We start from the raw sequence: 17,029 nt of genomic DNA on the forward strand, positions 1-17,029 counted from the left end.
TCAGATGCTGGCGTATATTTTTCGGCGACTGCTGCTGATCATTCCGACCTTGTTCGGCATTTTGCTGATCAACTTCGTGATCATCCAGGCCGCCCCTGGCGGGCCGGTGGAGCAAATGATCGCCAAGCTCGAAGGTTTCGAAGGCGCCACCAGCCGCATCGCCGGTGGTGGCGCCGAAGTCTCGGTGGCCGGCTCGGCCTATCGCGGCGCCCAAGGGCTGGACCCGGCCCTGATCAAGGAAATCGAGCACATGTACGGCTTTGACAAGTCGGCCCCGGAACGCTTGTGGATCATGGTCAAGAACTATGCGTCCCTGGATTTCGGCGACAGCTTCTTCCGCGACGCCAAGGTCATCGACCTGATCAAGGAAAAGATGCCGGTATCGATCTCCCTGGGGCTGTGGAGCACCCTGATCATGTACCTGGTGTCGATTCCCCTGGGGATCGCCAAGGCGACAAGGCACGGCAGTCACTTCGACGTCTGGACCAGTTCGGCGATCATCGTCGGCTACGCCATCCCGGCGTTCCTGTTCGCCATCCTGCTGATCGTGGTGTTTGCCGGCGGCAGCTACCTCGACTGGTTCCCCTTGCGCGGGCTCACGTCGAACAACTTCGATGAACTGAGCATGGGCGGCAAGGTGCTCGATTACTTCTGGCACCTGGCGCTGCCGGTGACCGCACTGGTGATCGGCAACTTCGCGACCATGACCCTGCTGACCAAGAACAGCTTCCTCGACGAAATCAACAAGCAATACGTGGTCACCGCCAAGGCCAAGGGCCTGACCCACCATCGCGTGCTCTACGGCCATGTGTTCCGCAACGCCATGCTGCTGGTGATCGCCGGGTTCCCGTCGGCGTTCATCGGCATCTTCTTCACCGGTTCGCTGCTGGTCGAAGTGATCTTCTCCCTCGACGGCCTCGGCCTGATGAGTTTTGAAGCGGCGATCAACCGCGATTACCCGGTGGTTTTTGGCACCCTGTTCATCTTCACCCTGCTGGGGCTGGTGGTGAAACTGATCGGCGACCTCACCTACACCTTTGTCGATCCGCGCATCGACTTCGAAAGCCGGGAGCATTGAGATGAACCTGTCCCCGCTCAATCGCCGCCGTTTCGAGCTGTTCAAGGCCAACAAGCGTGGCTGGTGGTCGCTTTGGCTGTTTCTGATCCTGTTCGGTGCCAGCCTTGGCGCCGAATTGATCGCCAATGACAAACCCCTGGTGGTGCATTACGACAACCACTGGTACTTCCCGGCGCTCAAGCGCTACCCGGAAACCACCTTTGGTGGCGAATTCCCGCTGGAGGCCAACTACAAGAGCCCGTACATCCGCGAACTGCTCAAGGCCAAGGACGCCTGGGTGTTGTGGGCGCCGATTCCCTACAGCTACCAGAGCATCAATTACGACCTGAAGGTCCCGGCACCGGCCCCCCCGTCGACCGATAACCTCCTCGGCACCGACGACCAGGGTCGTGACGTGCTGGCCCGGGTGATCTACGGCTTCCGCATTTCGGTGTTGTTTGCCCTGACGCTGACCCTGTTCAGCTCGCTGATCGGCGTCATCGCCGGTGCCTTGCAGGGGTTCTACGGTGGCTGGGTCGATCTGGCCGGCCAGCGCTTCCTGGAAATCTGGTCCGGGTTGCCGGTGCTCTATCTGCTGATCATCCTGGCCAGTTTCGTCCAGCCGAATTTCTGGTGGCTGCTGGGCATCATGCTGCTGTTTTCCTGGATGAGTCTGGTGGACGTGGTGCGCGCCGAGTTCCTGCGTGGGCGTAATCTGGAATACGTGCGCGCGGCCCGGGCGCTGGGCATGCAGAATGGCGCAATCATGTTCCGCCACATCCTGCCCAACGCCATGGTCTCGACCATGACCTTCATGCCGTTCATCCTGACCGGCGCCATCGGCACCCTGACCGCCCTGGATTTCCTCGGCTTCGGCCTGCCGGCGGGCAGCCCGTCCCTGGGTGAACTGGTGGCCCAGGGCAAATCCAACCTGCAAGCGCCCTGGCTCGGCATGAGTGCGTTTGCGGTACTGGCCTTGATGTTGAGTTTGCTGGTGTTTATCGGCGAGTCCGCTCGCGATGCCTTCGACCCGAGGAAGTGAAATGAATCAGGACAATCTGATCGAAGTGCGCGACCTCGCCGTCGAATTCGTCGTCGGCGACCACTGCCAGCGCGTGGTCGAAGGGGTCAGCTTCGACATCAAACGCGGTGAAACCCTGGCCCTGGTGGGTGAAAGCGGCTCCGGCAAATCGGTGACCGCCCACTCGATCCTGCGCCTGTTGCCCTACCCGCTCGCGCGGCATCCATCGGGCACCATCGCCTATTCCGGGCAGGATCTGCTGAGCCTGAAAGAAAAAACCATCCGGCACATCCGCGGCAACCGGATCGCGATGATCTTCCAGGAGCCGATGACCTCGCTCAACCCGCTGCACTCGATCGAGAAACAGATCAACGAGGTACTGGGCATCCACAAGGGGCTGATTGGTAAAGTCGCGACCAAGCGTACCCTGGAGCTGCTGGAGATGGTCGGCATCCCCGAGCCGCACAAGCGCCTCAAGGCCCTGCCCCATGAACTGTCCGGCGGTCAACGTCAGCGCGTGATGATCGCCATGGCCCTGGCCAACGAGCCGGAACTGCTGATCGCCGACGAGCCGACCACCGCCCTGGACGTGACCGTTCAGCTGAAAATCCTCGAATTGCTCAAGGAATTACAGGCCCGCCTGGGCATGGCATTGCTGCTGATCAGCCACGATTTGAACCTGGTGAAAAGAATTGCGCATCGCGTATGTGTCATGCAGCGCGGTTGCATCGTCGAACAGGCATCGTGCGAAGAGTTGTTCCGTGCACCGCAGCATCCGTACACTCGCATCCTGCTGGCTGCAGAGCCCAGCGGCACGCCGGCAACCAACGTGGTTGGCCCGCCGTTGCTGACGGTCGAGGACCTGAAAGTCTGGTTCCAGATCAAGAAAGGCCTGCTGAAAAAGACGGTGGATTACGTCAAGGCGGTGGATGGCATCAATTTCAGCCTGCCTCAGGGGCAGACCCTGGGGATTGTGGGAGAAAGCGGTTCCGGCAAATCGACATTGGGTCTGGCGATCCTGCGGTTGATCGGCAGCAAAGGCGCCATCCGTTTTGAAGGCAAACAGCTAGACTGCCTGACGCAACAACAGGTGCGGCCGTTGCGCAGGGAGATGCAGGTGGTGTTTCAGGACCCCTTCGGCAGCCTGAGCCCGCGCATGTGCGTGAGCCAGATCGTCGGCGAGGGCCTGCGGATCCACAAGATGGGCACCGAAGCGGAACAGGAACAAGCGATCATTGCGGCACTCAAGGAGGTAGGTCTGGACCCGGAAACCCGGCACCGCTACCCCCACGAATTTTCCGGTGGGCAGCGGCAGAGAATCGCCATTGCCCGGGCATTAGTGCTAAAACCGGCGTTGATTCTGCTGGACGAGCCGACTTCGGCCCTCGACCGCACCGTGCAACGCCAAGTGGTGGAGCTTTTGCGTTCACTGCAAAGCAAGTACAACCTGACGTATCTGTTTATCAGCCATGACCTGGCTGTCGTCAAAGCGCTGAGCCACCAGCTGATGGTGGTCAAGCATGGCCAAGTGGTCGAACAGGGAGACGCGCAAAGCATTTTTGCCGCCCCCCAACATCCGTATACACAGCAGTTGCTGGAAGCCGCTTTTCTGGCTCCAGCCACTGCGCAATAACCTGAAAGAGAGGAGCAACACATGGGTTTTCTCGCCGGTAAGCGCGTACTGATCGTCGGTGTCGCCAGCAAGCTGTCCATCGCATCCGGCATCGCTGCCGCCATGCATCGCGAGGGCGCTGAGCTTGCCTTCACTTATCAGAACGACAAACTGAAAGGTCGTGTCGAAGAGTTCGCACAAGGCTGGGGTTCGAGCCCTGAGCTGTGCTTCCCGTGCGATGTGGCCAGCGATGCGGAAATCGCCAAGGTTTTCGAAGAGCTGAGCAAGAAGTGGGACGGCCTGGATTGCATCGTGCACTCCGTAGGCTTCGCCCCGGGCGACCAACTGGACGGCGACTTCACCGAAGCCACCACCCGTGAAGGTTTCCGCATCGCTCACGACATCAGCGCCTACAGCTTCGTGGCCCTGGCCAAGGCCGGTCGCGAAATGATGAAAGGCCGCAACGGCAGCCTGCTGACCCTGTCCTACCTGGGCGCCGAGCGCACCATGCCGAACTACAACGTCATGGGCATGGCCAAGGCCTCCCTGGAAGCCGGCGTACGTTACCTGGCCGGCTCCCTGGGCCCGGACGGCACCCGCGTCAACTGCGTATCGGCTGGCCCGATCCGTACCCTCGCCGCTTCCGGCATCAAGAACTTCCGCAAGATGCTGGCCGCCAACGAAGCGCAAACCCCACTGCGTCGCAACGTCACCATCGAAGAAGTCGGCAACGCCGGCGCCTTCCTGTGCTCGGACCTGGCCTCCGGCATCAGCGGTGAAATCATGTACGTGGACGGTGGCTTCAACACCACGGCCATGGGCAACATCGAAGAGTGATATTCGGTTAGCCAATAAAAACCCGCCTCTTCAGGCGGGTTTTTTGTGCCTGTATTCTCCAGGCAAACACAATACTTTGTGGAAAATGCTCAAAGTAACGGTCCATCAGTTAGCAAAGATCTGATGTGATTGCCTTGTCAAAAACAGGCTTGCGCACACCAGGTTAAACAGTCATTAAGCCTCTACTGAATAAACTGCGTTGGCTAAAATCCTCTTCACACCTCCAACGTTTGGCTCAAGCCCCAGGGGCACGAGCACCACCTCGAACAAACACAATTTGACGTTGTAAAGGGGCCCGCCCCCGCCCGAAGGCTGCGACCTCGAATTGCATTTGTAGGGCTTGGCGTAGGAGTTGCTCTACAGAAAGGGCTGGTGGTGGCGGTATACGAGCAGATGGAACGGCACCGCTTCCAGACGTCACTGAAGCGGCTGCGGCCGAACCACCACTAGGTCCAGGACCAATACCAGGACCTTTAGATGGACTTGGTACGGCTGCAATACCACTTGCGGGTCCAGGACCTAATGCTTCTGTAAAAATGAGGTTATCGTACTGCGTACTCGGAATGCGATAAGTCGTCCCGGATTGCGCAATCGTTTGCAAATCTGCATCCGGATGAAGGCCAGGTCCGTACGGACGGACGTTAAGCTCGCCAGTATGGTGGACACCGAACATTTTCGCGCCACTCTTAGGGTCTGCCCGCCTCAAGAAAGCATCTGCAATTTTTTTATCTGTTGTCGAATAAAGACCTGGCCCCAGGCGTGCTCCATTTCCATGCATGGCAGCCCCCGCAAGCGTATCGCCATTCTTGAGACTCAGGAGAGGTGCTTTTGCTCCGACGTAATACCCGAGAAAACTGCCTTTATTATTCGAAGGCAGAATACTCAGCAATCCTTTAACACCCAGCACCATATGCCCCGTTGGATCAACCCGATTCACCGGATTCCCCGCACAATACCCATAAGCATTCAATCCCCCTCTACCAAACGGACTCCAACTATCCGGACTGTTAAACCGCATCAACACCGGATTAAACGCCCTATACCCATTACCCAACAAATAATGTCCGGTGATCCGATCTGCCCTTTCACCGTTGAAGCTCAATAAACTGCTCAAGCCACTTTCGGCTCGATGGTGGCCGTAAGGTGAATAAGCTAAAGGTCGCGGTAGATGGTTTTTCTTGAGAGCTTGCATCACCGAACGTTGTTGATCGGTGCTCAGAAGCACAGTGCCGATTACATTGTCCTGACGCTGTTGTTGCGCCAGAATCTGGTCTCCATATTGAAAAATGGTCTGACATATTGCCCCCTGTATTTCAGTGGCAAGCCGACTTTTGCAGTAAAACCGCTGATTCACGGAAGCATCAGGTTGAACATCACTGATCAGGCGATCCAGAGGATCGTAGCGATATTTGCAAACCTGAGACAGCTGTTGGGCCAACATAGGATCGATCCACGCAGTGAGAATTGTTCTTTCAACTATCTGCTTTGTTTCGACTGTTGGGTACTAACAGAAATGATAGGTTGCGACGGTACGCACCGGCATCAGCGGTGAAATCATGTACGTGGACGGTGGCTTCAACACCACAGCCAATGGGCAACATCGAAGAGTGATCTTCGGTTAGCCAATAAAAAACCCGCCTCTTCAGGCGGTTTTTTTGTGCCTGTGATTCCGCGATCGCCGCATTCCCCCTGTAGGAGCGAGCCTGCTCGCGATGAACCCAAAGGCGCCGCATTCCTCCGGATTTGACGCGTTTTCGTTGACGACCTTCGCAAGCAGGCTCGCTCCTACAGGGATTACGGTTGTGTCAGACAATTGGCAAACAACCGCTGAATCGGCTGAGTCCGCTGGCCATAGCGTTGCAACAGCACAATCTCGCGATAAAACGTCAACTCACCCAAGCGGACCACCCTGACCTTCGCCCCATGCTCTAGCCACAATCCGGCCTCGGGCAGGAGCGAAATTCCCAAACCGCATTCGACCATTTTGACGATGGCTTCCAGTTCATCCAGCTCCAGCGCCACCTGCACATCGATCTGCTGTTCACGCAGAAACCGGGTCACCAGGCGTCCACCGAACGAGTTGCGGTCGTAGCGTACGTGAGGATGCTCGGCGAGCAACTGCAGCGGCTCGTCGCCTTCAAGTTCCGCCGGGACGATCAAAACAAAGGGCTCGCGGCGAATGACTTGTGCCGACAGTTCCTTGGGCAGGTCGAACGGCGGCTTGATCAGGATCGCCAGATCGACTTCGCCGGTGTCCACCTGGCTCAGCAGATTGAGCGACACCCCCGGCACCAGTTTCGGCTCCAGCAACGGCGCTTGCTGACGCAAACGCAGCAGCGCCTGGGGCAACAATCCGGTCTGGGCCGTGGCCACCGCGCCGATTTTCAGCTCGCCACGGTATTCGCTGACATCGTCGCTGACCGCCATGCGGCTGAAGGTGTCCAGGATCTCGCGGGCCATGGGCAACGCACGTTGCCCTGCCGCATTGAGCAGCGCCTGACGTCCGGTGCGATCGAACAAGCGAATGCCGAGGGCCTGTTCCAGATTGCGCATCTGCGCACTGACGGCCGACTGTGTCAGGCCGATGTGCAGGCCTGCTGCCGCAAACGTGCCGTAACGCGTCACCGCGATAAAGGTTTTCAGTTCCCGCAGCATAGGGCCCCCGATTGATCGAAATAATTTGAGCTCGGCGCAAAAACTATCGTCTTTTAATCGAAAAGCACAGGACTACACTCAGCCTGAATTCAGCAGATGGAGGCCCACCCGATGCAACTCTCCCCGTTTCACCTCGCCATTCCCGTCTATGACCTGCCGGCCGCGCGGCACTTCTATGGCAGCGTGTTCGGTCTGGAAGAAGGTCGCTCCAGCGAGCACTGGGTCGATTTCAATTTTTTCGGACACCAGTTAGTGATTCACCTGGCACCGAAAAACGCGACCCAGGAAGCCGCCCACACCAACGCCGTGGACGGCCATGACGTGCCGGTGCCGCATTTTGGCGTGGTGCTGGGCATGACGGAGTGGGAGGCGCTGGCCGAACGCCTGAAGTCACTGGGGACGCGCTTTGTGATCGAACCGGGGATTCGTTTTCAGGGACTGGTGGGTGAGCAGGCGACCATGTTTCTGTTTGATCCCTGCGGCAATGCGCTGGAATTCAAGGCGTTCAAGGATATCGGGCAGTTGTTTGCCAAGTGACGATGTAGATCGCCTGTCAGGGCCCCATCGCGGGCAGGCCCGCTCCCACAATGGACTTATGCAGCTCAAAAAATCAATGTGGGAGCGAGCCTGCTCGCGATGGGGCCTGCCGCCCCAACACCGCATTAGCGACCCAACACCGATTCCGCCTCAACCAAAAGCTCTTCAATCGAGCCATGCTGCACAGTGTCGTACTCGATCTGCCCCATGCTGAAGCGGATGTCATAACCGCGATGCACCGTGGCGTTGCGCTCGTCGAGCATTTCTTCGAGTCGTGCCTTGATCGCCTTGATGTCCACCGCGCTGGAACCGGTCAGCAAGGCGACGAAGGTGGCGCCTTCCAGTCGACCGATCACATCACTTTCCCTGAAGCCAATGCGCAGCACGTCGGCAAAGGTTTTCAGCGCATCGTCGCCCTCGGCGCGACCGAACAGGTAGTTGATGCGCTTGAACTCATCGAGGTTGAAAAACAGCAGGGTCGCCGGCCGGCCCAGTTGCTGGCAGACGTTCAGCCCCAGTTGGGCCAATGCAATGAACCCGTGCCGATTGGACAGCAGCGTCAACTCATCCATGCTCGCCATCTGCACGCCGATCACTTCCTGCTCAGCCTGGCGGGCCAGGTCGCGCAGCAGTTCGCGCTCCTGCAATGGCGTGCGCAAAGGGTCTGCGCAGACGCTTGATGGGTAAGTCTTGCCTGGGATCAGCATAAGTTGCTCCTGTGGCGACTATGTACTTTAGAGTCGCACAGAACCGGTTTGACTCCCGGTTGAGGCACCGTTGGTCAGCTACCCAGCGGACATGGCCCTCCCGCGTCCGCCCACACCTTGAATTGCTCGACGAAAATATCGTGGGGCACCGGCACGGGCTCGCGATTGCCCCCGGGATTCCAGCCCCACAACACCAGTTTGTCCTCGCTGACGTGCTTGATCAGCGCCGCGAAATCACGATCGCCGTTGCTGGAACGGTCCTTGATCATGGCGCACAACTTGTCGGGCGGCAGGCCAATCCAGGCCATTTTGTGCGCCGCCGGTGGCAGGCTCCAATGGGGCGCCCCCGGAGGTGCCTTGGGGCCATAACTGGGCGGTGGATTGGCCTCGGCGTGGCAGGTCGCGCAGGGCAATCCGGCCGCGCCCTTGCCATCCAGGCCACGCACCACATTCATCCCATGGGGTTTTCCGGCGTCGAACTGCAACGGCGAATCGCCGGGAATGTGGCAGTTCTGGCAACGCGGGCTCTGGAAAACCTTCTGCACGGTTTCGAAGGCTTTCAAGGCTTCGCGATCATCGGCAAACAGCTCGGTGGCATAGATAAAAAGGCAAATCAGCAATAACGAGCCCAGCAACCAGTGATGTCGTTTCATCTCACACCCCCGACAACTGCAGCGGCAATTCGCGCAGGCGCTGGCCGGTCAAGGCAAACACCGCGTTGGCCACGGCCGGCGCCGTGGGCGGCACGCCCGCCTCGCCGATGCCACCGGGTTTATCGCTGCTGGGCAGGATATGCACCTCCACCACCGGCATCTCGTTGAGCCGCAGCACCTGATAGTCGTGGTAATTGGACTGCACTACCTGCCCGTCCTTGAAGGTGAGTTTGCTGTGCAAGGTAAAGCCGAGGCCAAAGGTGATGCACGATTCCATCTGCGCCGCGATGCTCTGCGGGTTGACCGCAATCCCGCAGTCCACCGCGCACACCACCCGATGCACGCGGATCGCCAGGTTGTCCTGGGACACCTCGGCAACCTGCGCCACGTAACTGCCGAAAGACTCATGCACCGCCACACCCAAGGCGTGGCCCTGGGGCAGTGGCGCCTTCCAGTTGGCTTTCTCCACCGCCAGGTTCAACACGCCGAGGTGTCGCGGATGGTCCTTGAGCAAGGTACGGCGATACTCCACCGGGTCCTTGCCCGCCGCTGTCGCCAGTTCGTCGATCAACGACTCCATGACAAACGCCGTGTGACTGTGCCCCACCGAACGCAACCACAGCACACTGATACCGGTTTTCGGCGAATGCAGTTCGACTTGATGATTGGCCAGCCCTTCGAGGTAGGGACTGTCCGCCACGCCCTCGACCGAGGTCTTGTCGATGCCGTTCTTGACCATCGCCGCTTCGAGGGAGGTGCCGGCCATGATCGACTGCCCGACCATCACATGCTTCCACGCCAGCGGCAGGCCGTCGGCCCCCAGGCCAATCCGCGCCTGATGCAGGAACGCCGAGCGGTAATAGCCGCCGCGAATGTCGTCCTCCCGCGCCCACACGGTTTTCACCGGCCCGCCCGCTGCCTTGGCCACCTGCACCGCTTCAGCGACGAAGTCCGAAGTCGGGTTGGCACGCCGGCCAAAACCGCCGCCCAGGAATTCGGTATGGATTTGCACCTGCTCAGGTTTGAGCCCGGTGATTTTCCCGGCGATCATCTGATCGAGGGTCTGGAACTGGGTACCGGTCCAGATCTCGCACTTGTCGAGGGTGATCTTCACCGTGCAGTTCAGCGGCTCCATGGGCGCATGGGCCAGGTACGGCACGCTGTACTCGACATCGATGGTTTTGCTCGCCTTTGCCAGTGCCGCCTGGGTGTCGCCGGCCTGGCTGGCGGGAAGGCCCGACGTGGCGGCGAGCTTGCGGAAACTCTCCAGCAGTTTTTGACTGTCCAGACCGGTGTTCGGCCCCAGGTCCCACTCGACCGTCAGCGCATCGCGCCCCAGCTTGGCCGCCCAATAATGCTCGGCAATCACCGCCACGCCGGTCGGCACCTGCACCACTTTGAGCACCCCCGGGATCGCCAGCGCGCCGGCGCCTTCGAAGGATTTGACGCTGCCGCCGAATACCGGCGACCGGGCGACCATCGCGGTCATCAAGCCGTCGAATTGCACGTCCATGCCGAACTTCGCGCGCCCGGTGATTTTTTCCGGGGTGTCCAGGCGTTTGGTGGGTTTGCCGATGAATTTCCAGTCCTTGGCGTCCTTGAGCTTGATCGATGCCGGATCCGGCACCGGCAGTTTGCCGGCATCATCGGCCAGTTCGCCGTAGCTGACGCGCTGGTCACCAGCAATGACCATCCCCGATTCGGTGCGGATCCCGGACGGCGCCACGTTGAAACGCTTGGCTGCGGCCTCGATCAACATCAATCGCGCGGCGGCACCGGCCTGGCGGTAGCGGTCGAACTCCATCCAGGTCGAGGTCGAGCCGCCGGTGATCTGCATCCCGCCAAACCCGGCCAGGCCATAGTCCTTGGCCGAGGCCGGGGAATGTTCGACGCGGATTTTCGACCAGTCGGCGTCCAGCTCTTCGGCGATCAGCATGGTCAGGCCGGTCCAGATGCCCTGGCCCATTTCCGAATGGCCGAGCAGCACGGTGACGCTGTTGTCATTGCCAATGCGCAGGAACGCATTCGGTACGAACACCTTGCCCTGGTTGTCCGCGCCCCGGGCAAACCGATGGGCGCCGGGGATGACAAACGCCACCACCAGGCCGCCGCCCAGCGCCGTGGCGCCCTTGAGGAAACCACGACGGGATAACGCAGTGATGCTGTCCATGGCCACCTCAACCCAACTCGGCGGCGCGTTTGATCGCGGCGCGGATGCGTGGATAGGTGCCGCAGCGACAGATGTTGCCGGACAGCGCCTGATCGATGTCGCTGTCAGTCGGTTTCGGGATCTTCGCCAGCAGCGCCGCCGCCGACATGATCTGCCCGGACTGACAGTAACCGCACTGCACCACATCGAGTTCGGCCCAGGCTTGTTGCACCGGGTGCGAGCCGTCGGTGGACAGGCCTTCGATGGTGAGGATTTTCTGCCCGTGGGCCACGGCCGTCGCGGGCGTGATGCACGAGCGCAGCGGCGCGCCGTCGATGTGCACGGTGCAGGCGCCGCACTGGGCCATGCCACAACCGAATTTGGTCCCGGTCAGGTGCGCAACGTCGCGTAGAACCCAGAGCAGCGGCATGTCCGCGGGGACATCCAGTTCCTGGTCCTTGCCATTGATGTTCAGGGTCAGCATTGCGATGGTCCTCAGACTCAAGGTGTTCTGAAGAGCGCGCGTCTTGGGAAAGGTGATTTTTAAGGGAGTGAAGCGAATCTACGCGCGCCGGGTTATCCCTACAGCTAAGCGCAATTTGACCAGCAGGCTGAATCGTATCGACCATCGGTCGTCCAGAACGCAGACCTGCAGGAGCCGGCTGGCCGGCGCCAACCGATATCTAAACCCGTGGCTTGAGCAAAACCCCGGTATAACCCAACAGGAACAGCCCGAACGCCGAACACCAAAGCAACGCCGCCACCCCCAGCCCGACCCCGGAAAACGGCACCAGCAGTACCCGCGACACACCCGCCAGCAGCACCAGGGCAAACCCCGCGACCATCGCCTTCGAAGGCAGCAGCGGCCGTCCGGTATGGCCGAGGCTGACCCGGGCTATCATCGCCAGAATCAGCCCGCCGATTGCGCCAACCGCCAGCGCATGGGTGGCCAGACTCTGTTGCAACATCAGCCCGGCGTGCCACAACGCCATTGCCACGACCGCCACGACCAGCCAGGCATAGGCCACATACAGCGACCACAGCAGAGGCACCCGCCACATTGCGCGGTCATGCCAGCGCCACAGCCGCCACAGGTGCAACGCCCCGATCAGCACAAACAACAACGACAACCATGGCCTTGGCGCGTCATTCAGGCCGACGGCAACGCTCACGGCGGCCAGCAAGCCACTGACCAGCAGCACCCGGTTCGGCAACGGGCTGGACGCAGGCGCGGGCGGACGATTCAGCCCACGCTGAATGAAGAACGGGATCACTCGCCCACCGATCACACTCATCAACGCCGCCACCAGCCACAGTGCCGCCAGCACACCTCGCCGTTGCAAGCCATCGTCATGGGTCTGTAGCCCCCACAGCGTCATCAGCTGACACCCGGCGAGCAAGCTGATCATCAGCAAAATCGGGTAGTTATCGCGTTTGCCTGCCGCCAACAAATCGCGCCCCAGCACCCAGGCCAGCAGCGGTAGAAATGGTAGTTGCAACAACAGCAACAACGCAGGAGGAATCGGCATCAGCCACGCCAGTCGCGCCAGCAGCCAGACCAGCACCAGCCCGATCAGCGGCCACCCGTTTAGCCCCCGGCGTCCCGTCCAGTTCGGCACCGCTGTCAGCAGAAAGCCGGCAATGATTGCCACGGCAAACCCGAACGGCATCTCGTGTCGATGCCAGGCGAGCATGCCACCGACCGGTTCAATGCCCGGCCATCGGCCATACAGCCACAGCCCCCAAATGGCCACCGCCAGCGCGGCAAACGCCGCTCCCGCCAGAAAGAACGGGCGAAAACCGAGACTGAAAACGGGCCTGGCTGCGAAATTGCCCATCAGGCCAGCGCCCTGGCCACAGCCTTGCTCAACCGATGCTGGGCCAACAGGCGCATGACGTAGCCGACTTTCAGCAGGGTTGGCCCGATGATGGTCATGGCGTGCATGGCGACCAGCGCAACGATCGGCAGATGACCGTTATAGAGGTAAGCGCCGTAGATCCCGGCGAGCAGCATGACCAGGCCCGTGCCGAGCACACGGCTCGAGAGGTGCAGAACATTCTGAGGATGGCTGAAAAAGTCGAACATTTTCCGTACTCCTGAAGGTATTCAGTTGTACATGAGGCGTATCAAGTCCCGTGCCAGATCTTTAAGCCCTGAAAATCAGCCACCTGCGAGGCATAGAGTCTTTCCGACTACCACACCAAATAGTCCTAATGACTCACTTCGAGGTCATATTGACTATATCCAGCCAAAAAAAACAGGAAGAACTTGTCGATCTACGGCACCGCCAGACGACCAGAGGCTGGCTACGCTGATAGTCCAGCCCACAAAAACCTGCCAGGGAGACCCGCCATGCTACACGTACCCAAAATCACCCCGTGCCTGTGGTTCGACGGCCAGGCCGAAGAAGCCGCCAAGTTCTACTGTGCGATCTTCGATCATGCAAAAATCACCGCCATCACCCATTACGGCAAGGCCGGCCAGGAATTCCACGGCCGGGAAGTCGGTTCGGTAATGACTGTCAGCTTTGAACTCGACGGGCAGACCTTTACCGGCCTCAACGGGGGCCCGAATTTCAAATTCAACGAAGCGGTCTCGTTCCAGGTCAATTGCCAGACCCAGGAAGAAGTCGACCATTTCTGGGGACGCCTGTCGGCGGGCGGGCCGGTCGAAGCGCAGCAATGCGGCTGGCTCAAGGACAAGTTCGGCGTGTCCTGGCAAATCGTGCCCGTGGCAATGATGGAAATGATCAAAGACCCCGACACGGCAAAATCCCAGCGCGCCATGCAGGCGATGATGCACATGAAAAAACTCGATATTGCCGCGCTGCAACGAGCCTTTGACGGCGAGAGCTAATACACTCCGACGCTGAACTGCCAAGGACTGACCATGAAGCTCACCACGCCCAAGGCCTGCGACAAGGCCCCGCGCTTCTGGCGCGACGATGCCCTGCCCTTCATCGAAGCGCGCTCCATCGCCGACGGGCGCGAGGTCTGTTACAGCCGGCATGCCCACGAACACTTCTCCATCGGCGCCATCACCGCCGGGCGCAGCACCTACATCCACGAGCAATCGCAGTTCGAAGTCAGCACCGGCACCGTGGTGCTGATGAACCCCGGCGATGTCCATGCCTGCAATCCAATCGACGACCAGCCCTGGTCGTACCTGATGCTGTACGTCGAAACTGCGTGGCTCACCGATTTGCAGCACCAGCTCGGGTTCAGTGACGATCTGGCGTTTCGCCGCTTTGCCCTCACCCACACTGCCGACGCCAGCCTGTTTGATGGGCTGAAGGCCTTGTATGAGGTGCTGGTCGATCCGCAGCAGGACGTGCTGCGCAAGCAGAGCACGGCCGTGGAGTTTTTCAGCGACGTGCAATTGCGCCTCAACCCGACCGATCCACCGCTGCGCGAACCGAACTTCAAACTGGAACGCGCCGCCGATTTCATCCGCGATCACTGCACGCAAATGCTCAAGCTCGAAGACATCTGCGAAGCGGCACAGCTGTCACCGTCCTACCTGATCCGCGCGTTCAAGCAGCATTACGGCATGACGCCCCACGCCTTCCTGGTCAACCGGCGCATCCAGTTCGCCCGGGACCAACTGCGCCATGGCAAGCTGATCGCCGATGTCGCACTGGAAGCAGGATTCGCCGACCAGGCGCACTTTCAACGGGCGTTTAAACAGCATCTGGCGGCGACGCCGGGGCAGTATCGGGGGTGAGCCCTATGGCTATGGCAATGAGCTTCCTGTGGCGAGGGCGCTCGCCACAGAGACACATCACCACACCAGACCTGCCCGTCATTCGGCAATCAGGTAAACCGCACTGACCGCCAGCATCAACGCCATCACCCGGTTAAACCAGCGCATGCCCGCCGGGTTGTCGAGGTAGCCGCGCAAAAACGTCCCGGCGTAGGCCCAGCAACCGACGGACAGGTAGCAAATCACCAGGTACACCGCCGCAAATTGCCAGACCAGCCGTGCCTCGCCATCGGCGACAAACGCGCCCATGCCGGCCACGCAGGCCAGCCAGGCTTTCGGGTTGAGCCATTGCATCACGGCGCCATACAGCATCGACGGCGCACGGCTTGCGTCCTTCGCCTCAAGCTGCCCATTGTCGGCGGCGAGCTTGTACGCCATGTACAACAGGAACGCCACGCCCGCCCACTGCACCACCCGGGTCATCGCCGGCCACAGTCGCAACACCTCATGCAACCCCAGCCCCATCAACACCAGCAGCAACACAAAGCCCAGGGTCGCCCCGGCCACATGCCGCTGACTGGCACGAAAGCCGAAGCGCGCCCCGGAACTCAACGCCACGATATTCACCGGCCCCGGCGTAATCGAAGCGGCCAACGCAAACGCCGCCATGGACATCATCAGACTCATCGCACACCTGTTCCTGTCAGTTGAACCAGGCCCCAAGGTAAAGCGCCTGCTGGCGTGCGTATTGAAGAAAACTGCCCTAGGCGTAAAAGCCGACCACCCTTTTCACTTTCACCAGCGCCTGGCGCAGCGAGTCCATGTCCACCGAGCCCAGCGCCAGGCGGATCGCGTGGGGTACATGGGCCGAGATCGCAAAGGGGTCGGCCGGCGAGACCGAGACCTGCTCGCGCATCAAGGCCATGGCGATCTGGTCGGCGCGGGCATCGTCGGTCAATGGCAGCCAGATGAAATACGAAGACGGATGAGTGACGGTCCTCAGTCCCGCCAGCTCCCTGCGCGCCAGGGCCTGCCTGGCCTGGGCGTCCGCACGCTTCTGTGCTTCGAGCTTGAGGACGGTGCCGTCGTCGAGCCAGGCGCAGGCGATGGCGGTCATCACGCCGGGCGTGTTCCAGGTGGTCGCCATGATCGTGCGCTCGAAGGCCGCGACCCAGGGCGCGGGCGCGGCAATGAATCCGACGCGCAAGCCGGTGGCGATATTCTTCGACAGGCCTGAAACGTACACCGTCCTTTCCGGCGCCATCGACGCCAGGGGTGGCGGAACGTCTTCGGCCAGAAAGGCGTAGGCCGCGTCTTCGATGATCTTCAGATCATGCTTGCGCGCGATCGACACCAACTGCTCCCGCTGGTCGGCGGCCATCACCCAGCCCAAGGGGTTGTGCAGCGTTGGCATCGTGTACAGAGCCCGAACCGAACGGGTCCGGCACAAGGCTTCGAGGGCGGCCAGATCAGGGCCCTTGTCCGTGACCGGAATGGGCAACAGCTCCAGATGCAGGGTTTCGGCCAGCGTCTTGAAACCGGGGTATGTCAACGCATCAGCAGCGATCACATCGCCGGGCTTGAGCAAGGTCATCAAGGTGACCGCCAGACCGTGCTGGGCGCCACTGACGATCATGACCTGTTCGGCCGGCACGTTGAGCCCGCGTTCAATCAGGTGCCGCGCCACCGAGGCCCGTTCATGCAGACGCCCCGCGTGGGGCTGGTAACGCAGCAGCGCTTCCAGGTCACCGGACAACGCCAGCTGCCGCAGGGCATTGCGCAACAGATCGGCCTGCCCGGGCAACGACGGGTAGTTGAAGTTGAGGTCGATCATCCCCGCCGCGACCACCGACTGGGCGATGCCTTGCCCGGGCGGCAACGACGTCTCCCGGACAAAGGTACCGCGTCCGGTTTCGCCGCTGACCAGACCCATGCGCTCAAGCTCGGCGTACACCCGGCTCGCCGTGACCAGCGCCAGTCCTTGCTCGGTGGCGAGCTGCCGGTGAGTCGGCAAGCGCGTGCCGGGCGACAGGCGACCGGAGCGGATGTTGGCGGCAAAGGCGTCTACCAGGGATTTGTAGCGGGAACGAGGCATGTC

General features: G+C 60.7%; 17 protein-coding genes. 7 read left to right on the forward strand and 10 right to left on the reverse strand.

Annotated elements, in window-relative coordinates:
* Positions 1-4 precede the first annotated feature (4 nt).
* The 4 genes from ACGJAX_RS23320 to fabI are packed head-to-tail and all read left to right on the forward strand — an operon-like array spanning position 5 to position 4,527.
* Positions 5-1,078, forward strand: coding sequence for a microcin C ABC transporter permease YejB (locus ACGJAX_RS23320; RefSeq protein WP_090320812.1), 1,074 nt, complete (start codon positions 5-7; stop codon positions 1,076-1,078).
* A gap of 1 nt (position 1,079) precedes the next feature.
* On the forward strand, positions 1,080-2,099 hold the full coding sequence (locus ACGJAX_RS23325; protein WP_247255739.1) for an ABC transporter permease: 1,020 nt from the start codon (positions 1,080-1,082) through the stop codon (positions 2,097-2,099).
* Between the two features lies 1 nt (position 2,100).
* A complete protein-coding gene (locus ACGJAX_RS23330) occupies positions 2,101-3,711 on the forward strand; it encodes a dipeptide ABC transporter ATP-binding protein (protein ID WP_390956329.1) in 1,611 nt (536 codons plus the stop codon).
* A 21-nt stretch (positions 3,712-3,732) separates the two neighbouring features.
* A complete protein-coding gene (fabI, locus tag ACGJAX_RS23335) occupies positions 3,733-4,527 on the forward strand; it encodes an enoyl-ACP reductase FabI (RefSeq protein ID WP_007937760.1) in 795 nt (264 codons plus the stop codon).
* Between the two features lie 235 nt (positions 4,528-4,762).
* On the opposite strand, the gene ACGJAX_RS23340 is transcribed toward fabI, so the two are convergent.
* Positions 4,763-5,968, reverse strand: coding sequence for an RHS repeat-associated core domain-containing protein (locus ACGJAX_RS23340; RefSeq protein ID WP_390956330.1), 1,206 nt, complete (start codon positions 5,966-5,968; stop codon positions 4,763-4,765).
* A 353-nt stretch (positions 5,969-6,321) separates the two neighbouring features.
* On the reverse strand, positions 6,322-7,182 hold the full coding sequence (locus tag ACGJAX_RS23345; protein ID WP_390956332.1) for a LysR substrate-binding domain-containing protein: 861 nt from the start codon (positions 7,180-7,182) through the stop codon (positions 6,322-6,324).
* A gap of 111 nt (positions 7,183-7,293) precedes the next feature.
* Here ACGJAX_RS23345 and ACGJAX_RS23350 point away from each other — a divergent pair, with 111 nt between their 5' ends.
* Positions 7,294-7,719 (forward strand): VOC family protein, encoded by a 426-nt coding sequence (locus tag ACGJAX_RS23350; protein ID WP_130210701.1) that lies wholly within the window; start codon positions 7,294-7,296, stop codon positions 7,717-7,719.
* Between the two features lie 125 nt (positions 7,720-7,844).
* Here the strand turns inward: ACGJAX_RS23350 and ACGJAX_RS23355 are convergent, their stop codons facing one another.
* From ACGJAX_RS23355 to ACGJAX_RS23380, 6 genes are all read right to left on the reverse strand, one after another.
* A complete protein-coding gene (locus ACGJAX_RS23355) occupies positions 7,845-8,426 on the reverse strand; it encodes a GGDEF domain-containing protein (protein WP_247258225.1) in 582 nt (193 codons plus the stop codon).
* 74 nt (positions 8,427-8,500) lie between these two features.
* The gene (locus tag ACGJAX_RS23360; protein ID WP_247258224.1) at positions 8,501-9,079 is read right to left on the reverse strand and encodes a hypothetical protein; all 579 of its coding nucleotides are present in this window, start codon (positions 9,077-9,079) and stop codon (positions 8,501-8,503) included.
* Between the two features lies 1 nt (position 9,080).
* The gene (locus ACGJAX_RS23365; RefSeq protein ID WP_390956333.1) at positions 9,081-11,249 is read right to left on the reverse strand and encodes a molybdopterin cofactor-binding domain-containing protein; all 2,169 of its coding nucleotides are present in this window, start codon (positions 11,247-11,249) and stop codon (positions 9,081-9,083) included.
* Positions 11,250-11,256: 7 nt separating this feature from the next.
* A complete protein-coding gene (locus ACGJAX_RS23370; RefSeq protein WP_090320788.1) occupies positions 11,257-11,712 on the reverse strand; it encodes a (2Fe-2S)-binding protein in 456 nt (151 codons plus the stop codon).
* A 199-nt stretch (positions 11,713-11,911) separates the two neighbouring features.
* The gene (locus ACGJAX_RS23375) at positions 11,912-13,066 is read right to left on the reverse strand and encodes an NnrS family protein (protein WP_390956335.1); all 1,155 of its coding nucleotides are present in this window, start codon (positions 13,064-13,066) and stop codon (positions 11,912-11,914) included.
* Entirely contained in the window at positions 13,066-13,314 is a 249-nt protein-coding gene (locus ACGJAX_RS23380) for a transmembrane sensor/regulator PpyR (protein WP_390956336.1), read from the reverse strand. Before ACGJAX_RS23380 ends, ACGJAX_RS23375 begins: the two co-directional genes overlap by 1 nt.
* Positions 13,315-13,581: 267 nt before the next feature.
* Between ACGJAX_RS23380 and ACGJAX_RS23385 the strand changes: the two genes are divergently transcribed.
* Together ACGJAX_RS23385 and ACGJAX_RS23390 are read left to right on the forward strand one after the other, a co-directional pair.
* Positions 13,582-14,085: a VOC family protein gene (locus ACGJAX_RS23385; RefSeq protein ID WP_247258221.1), complete on the forward strand. Its 504-nt coding sequence runs from the start codon at positions 13,582-13,584 to the stop codon at positions 14,083-14,085.
* A gap of 33 nt (positions 14,086-14,118) precedes the next feature.
* Positions 14,119-14,952, forward strand: coding sequence for a helix-turn-helix domain-containing protein (locus ACGJAX_RS23390; protein WP_390956337.1), 834 nt, complete (start codon positions 14,119-14,121; stop codon positions 14,950-14,952).
* A 78-nt stretch (positions 14,953-15,030) separates the two neighbouring features.
* On the opposite strand, the gene ACGJAX_RS23395 is transcribed toward ACGJAX_RS23390, so the two are convergent.
* Both ACGJAX_RS23395 and ACGJAX_RS23400 read right to left on the reverse strand, forming a co-directional pair.
* Complete coding sequence (locus ACGJAX_RS23395; RefSeq protein WP_248916739.1) at positions 15,031-15,618, reverse strand: LysE family translocator; 588 nt, start codon at positions 15,616-15,618, stop codon at positions 15,031-15,033.
* Positions 15,619-15,694: 76 nt separating this feature from the next.
* Positions 15,695-17,026 carry an aminotransferase class I/II-fold pyridoxal phosphate-dependent enzyme gene (locus ACGJAX_RS23400; RefSeq protein ID WP_390956338.1) on the reverse strand — a complete coding sequence of 444 codons (1,332 nt, stop codon included), beginning with the start codon at positions 17,024-17,026 and terminating at the stop codon, positions 15,695-15,697.
* Positions 17,027-17,029: the final 3 nt, after the last annotated feature.

The sequence above is a fragment of the Pseudomonas moorei genome (assembly GCF_042846945.1).
Lineage (GTDB): Bacteria > Pseudomonadota > Gammaproteobacteria > Pseudomonadales > Pseudomonadaceae > Aquipseudomonas > Aquipseudomonas moorei.

What these genes read in the sequence shown, in the direction of transcription:
- ACGJAX_RS23320 (WP_090320812.1), top strand. Translation starts at nt 5, where the DNA reads ATGCTGGCGTATATTTTTCGGCGACTGCTGCTGATCATTCCGACCTTG.
- ACGJAX_RS23325 (WP_247255739.1), top strand. Translation starts at nt 1,080, where the DNA reads ATGAACCTGTCCCCGCTCAATCGCCGCCGTTTCGAGCTGTTCAAGGCC.
- ACGJAX_RS23330 (WP_390956329.1), top strand. Translation starts at nt 2,101, where the DNA reads ATGAATCAGGACAATCTGATCGAAGTGCGCGACCTCGCCGTCGAATTC.
- fabI (WP_007937760.1), top strand. Translation starts at nt 3,733, where the DNA reads ATGGGTTTTCTCGCCGGTAAGCGCGTACTGATCGTCGGTGTCGCCAGC.
- ACGJAX_RS23340 (WP_390956330.1), bottom strand. Translation starts at nt 5,968, where the DNA reads ATGTTGGCCCAACAGCTGTCTCAGGTTTGCAAATATCGCTACGATCCT.
- ACGJAX_RS23345 (WP_390956332.1), bottom strand. Translation starts at nt 7,182, where the DNA reads ATGCTGCGGGAACTGAAAACCTTTATCGCGGTGACGCGTTACGGCACG.
- ACGJAX_RS23350 (WP_130210701.1), top strand. Translation starts at nt 7,294, where the DNA reads ATGCAACTCTCCCCGTTTCACCTCGCCATTCCCGTCTATGACCTGCCG.
- ACGJAX_RS23355 (WP_247258225.1), bottom strand. Translation starts at nt 8,426, where the DNA reads ATGCTGATCCCAGGCAAGACTTACCCATCAAGCGTCTGCGCAGACCCT.
- ACGJAX_RS23360 (WP_247258224.1), bottom strand. Translation starts at nt 9,079, where the DNA reads ATGAAACGACATCACTGGTTGCTGGGCTCGTTATTGCTGATTTGCCTT.
- ACGJAX_RS23365 (WP_390956333.1), bottom strand. Translation starts at nt 11,249, where the DNA reads ATGGACAGCATCACTGCGTTATCCCGTCGTGGTTTCCTCAAGGGCGCC.
- ACGJAX_RS23370 (WP_090320788.1), bottom strand. Translation starts at nt 11,712, where the DNA reads ATGCTGACCCTGAACATCAATGGCAAGGACCAGGAACTGGATGTCCCC.
- ACGJAX_RS23375 (WP_390956335.1), bottom strand. Translation starts at nt 13,066, where the DNA reads ATGGGCAATTTCGCAGCCAGGCCCGTTTTCAGTCTCGGTTTTCGCCCG.
- ACGJAX_RS23380 (WP_390956336.1), bottom strand. Translation starts at nt 13,314, where the DNA reads ATGTTCGACTTTTTCAGCCATCCTCAGAATGTTCTGCACCTCTCGAGC.
- ACGJAX_RS23385 (WP_247258221.1), top strand. Translation starts at nt 13,582, where the DNA reads ATGCTACACGTACCCAAAATCACCCCGTGCCTGTGGTTCGACGGCCAG.
- ACGJAX_RS23390 (WP_390956337.1), top strand. Translation starts at nt 14,119, where the DNA reads ATGAAGCTCACCACGCCCAAGGCCTGCGACAAGGCCCCGCGCTTCTGG.
- ACGJAX_RS23395 (WP_248916739.1), bottom strand. Translation starts at nt 15,618, where the DNA reads ATGAGTCTGATGATGTCCATGGCGGCGTTTGCGTTGGCCGCTTCGATT.
- ACGJAX_RS23400 (WP_390956338.1), bottom strand. Translation starts at nt 17,026, where the DNA reads ATGCCTCGTTCCCGCTACAAATCCCTGGTAGACGCCTTTGCCGCCAAC.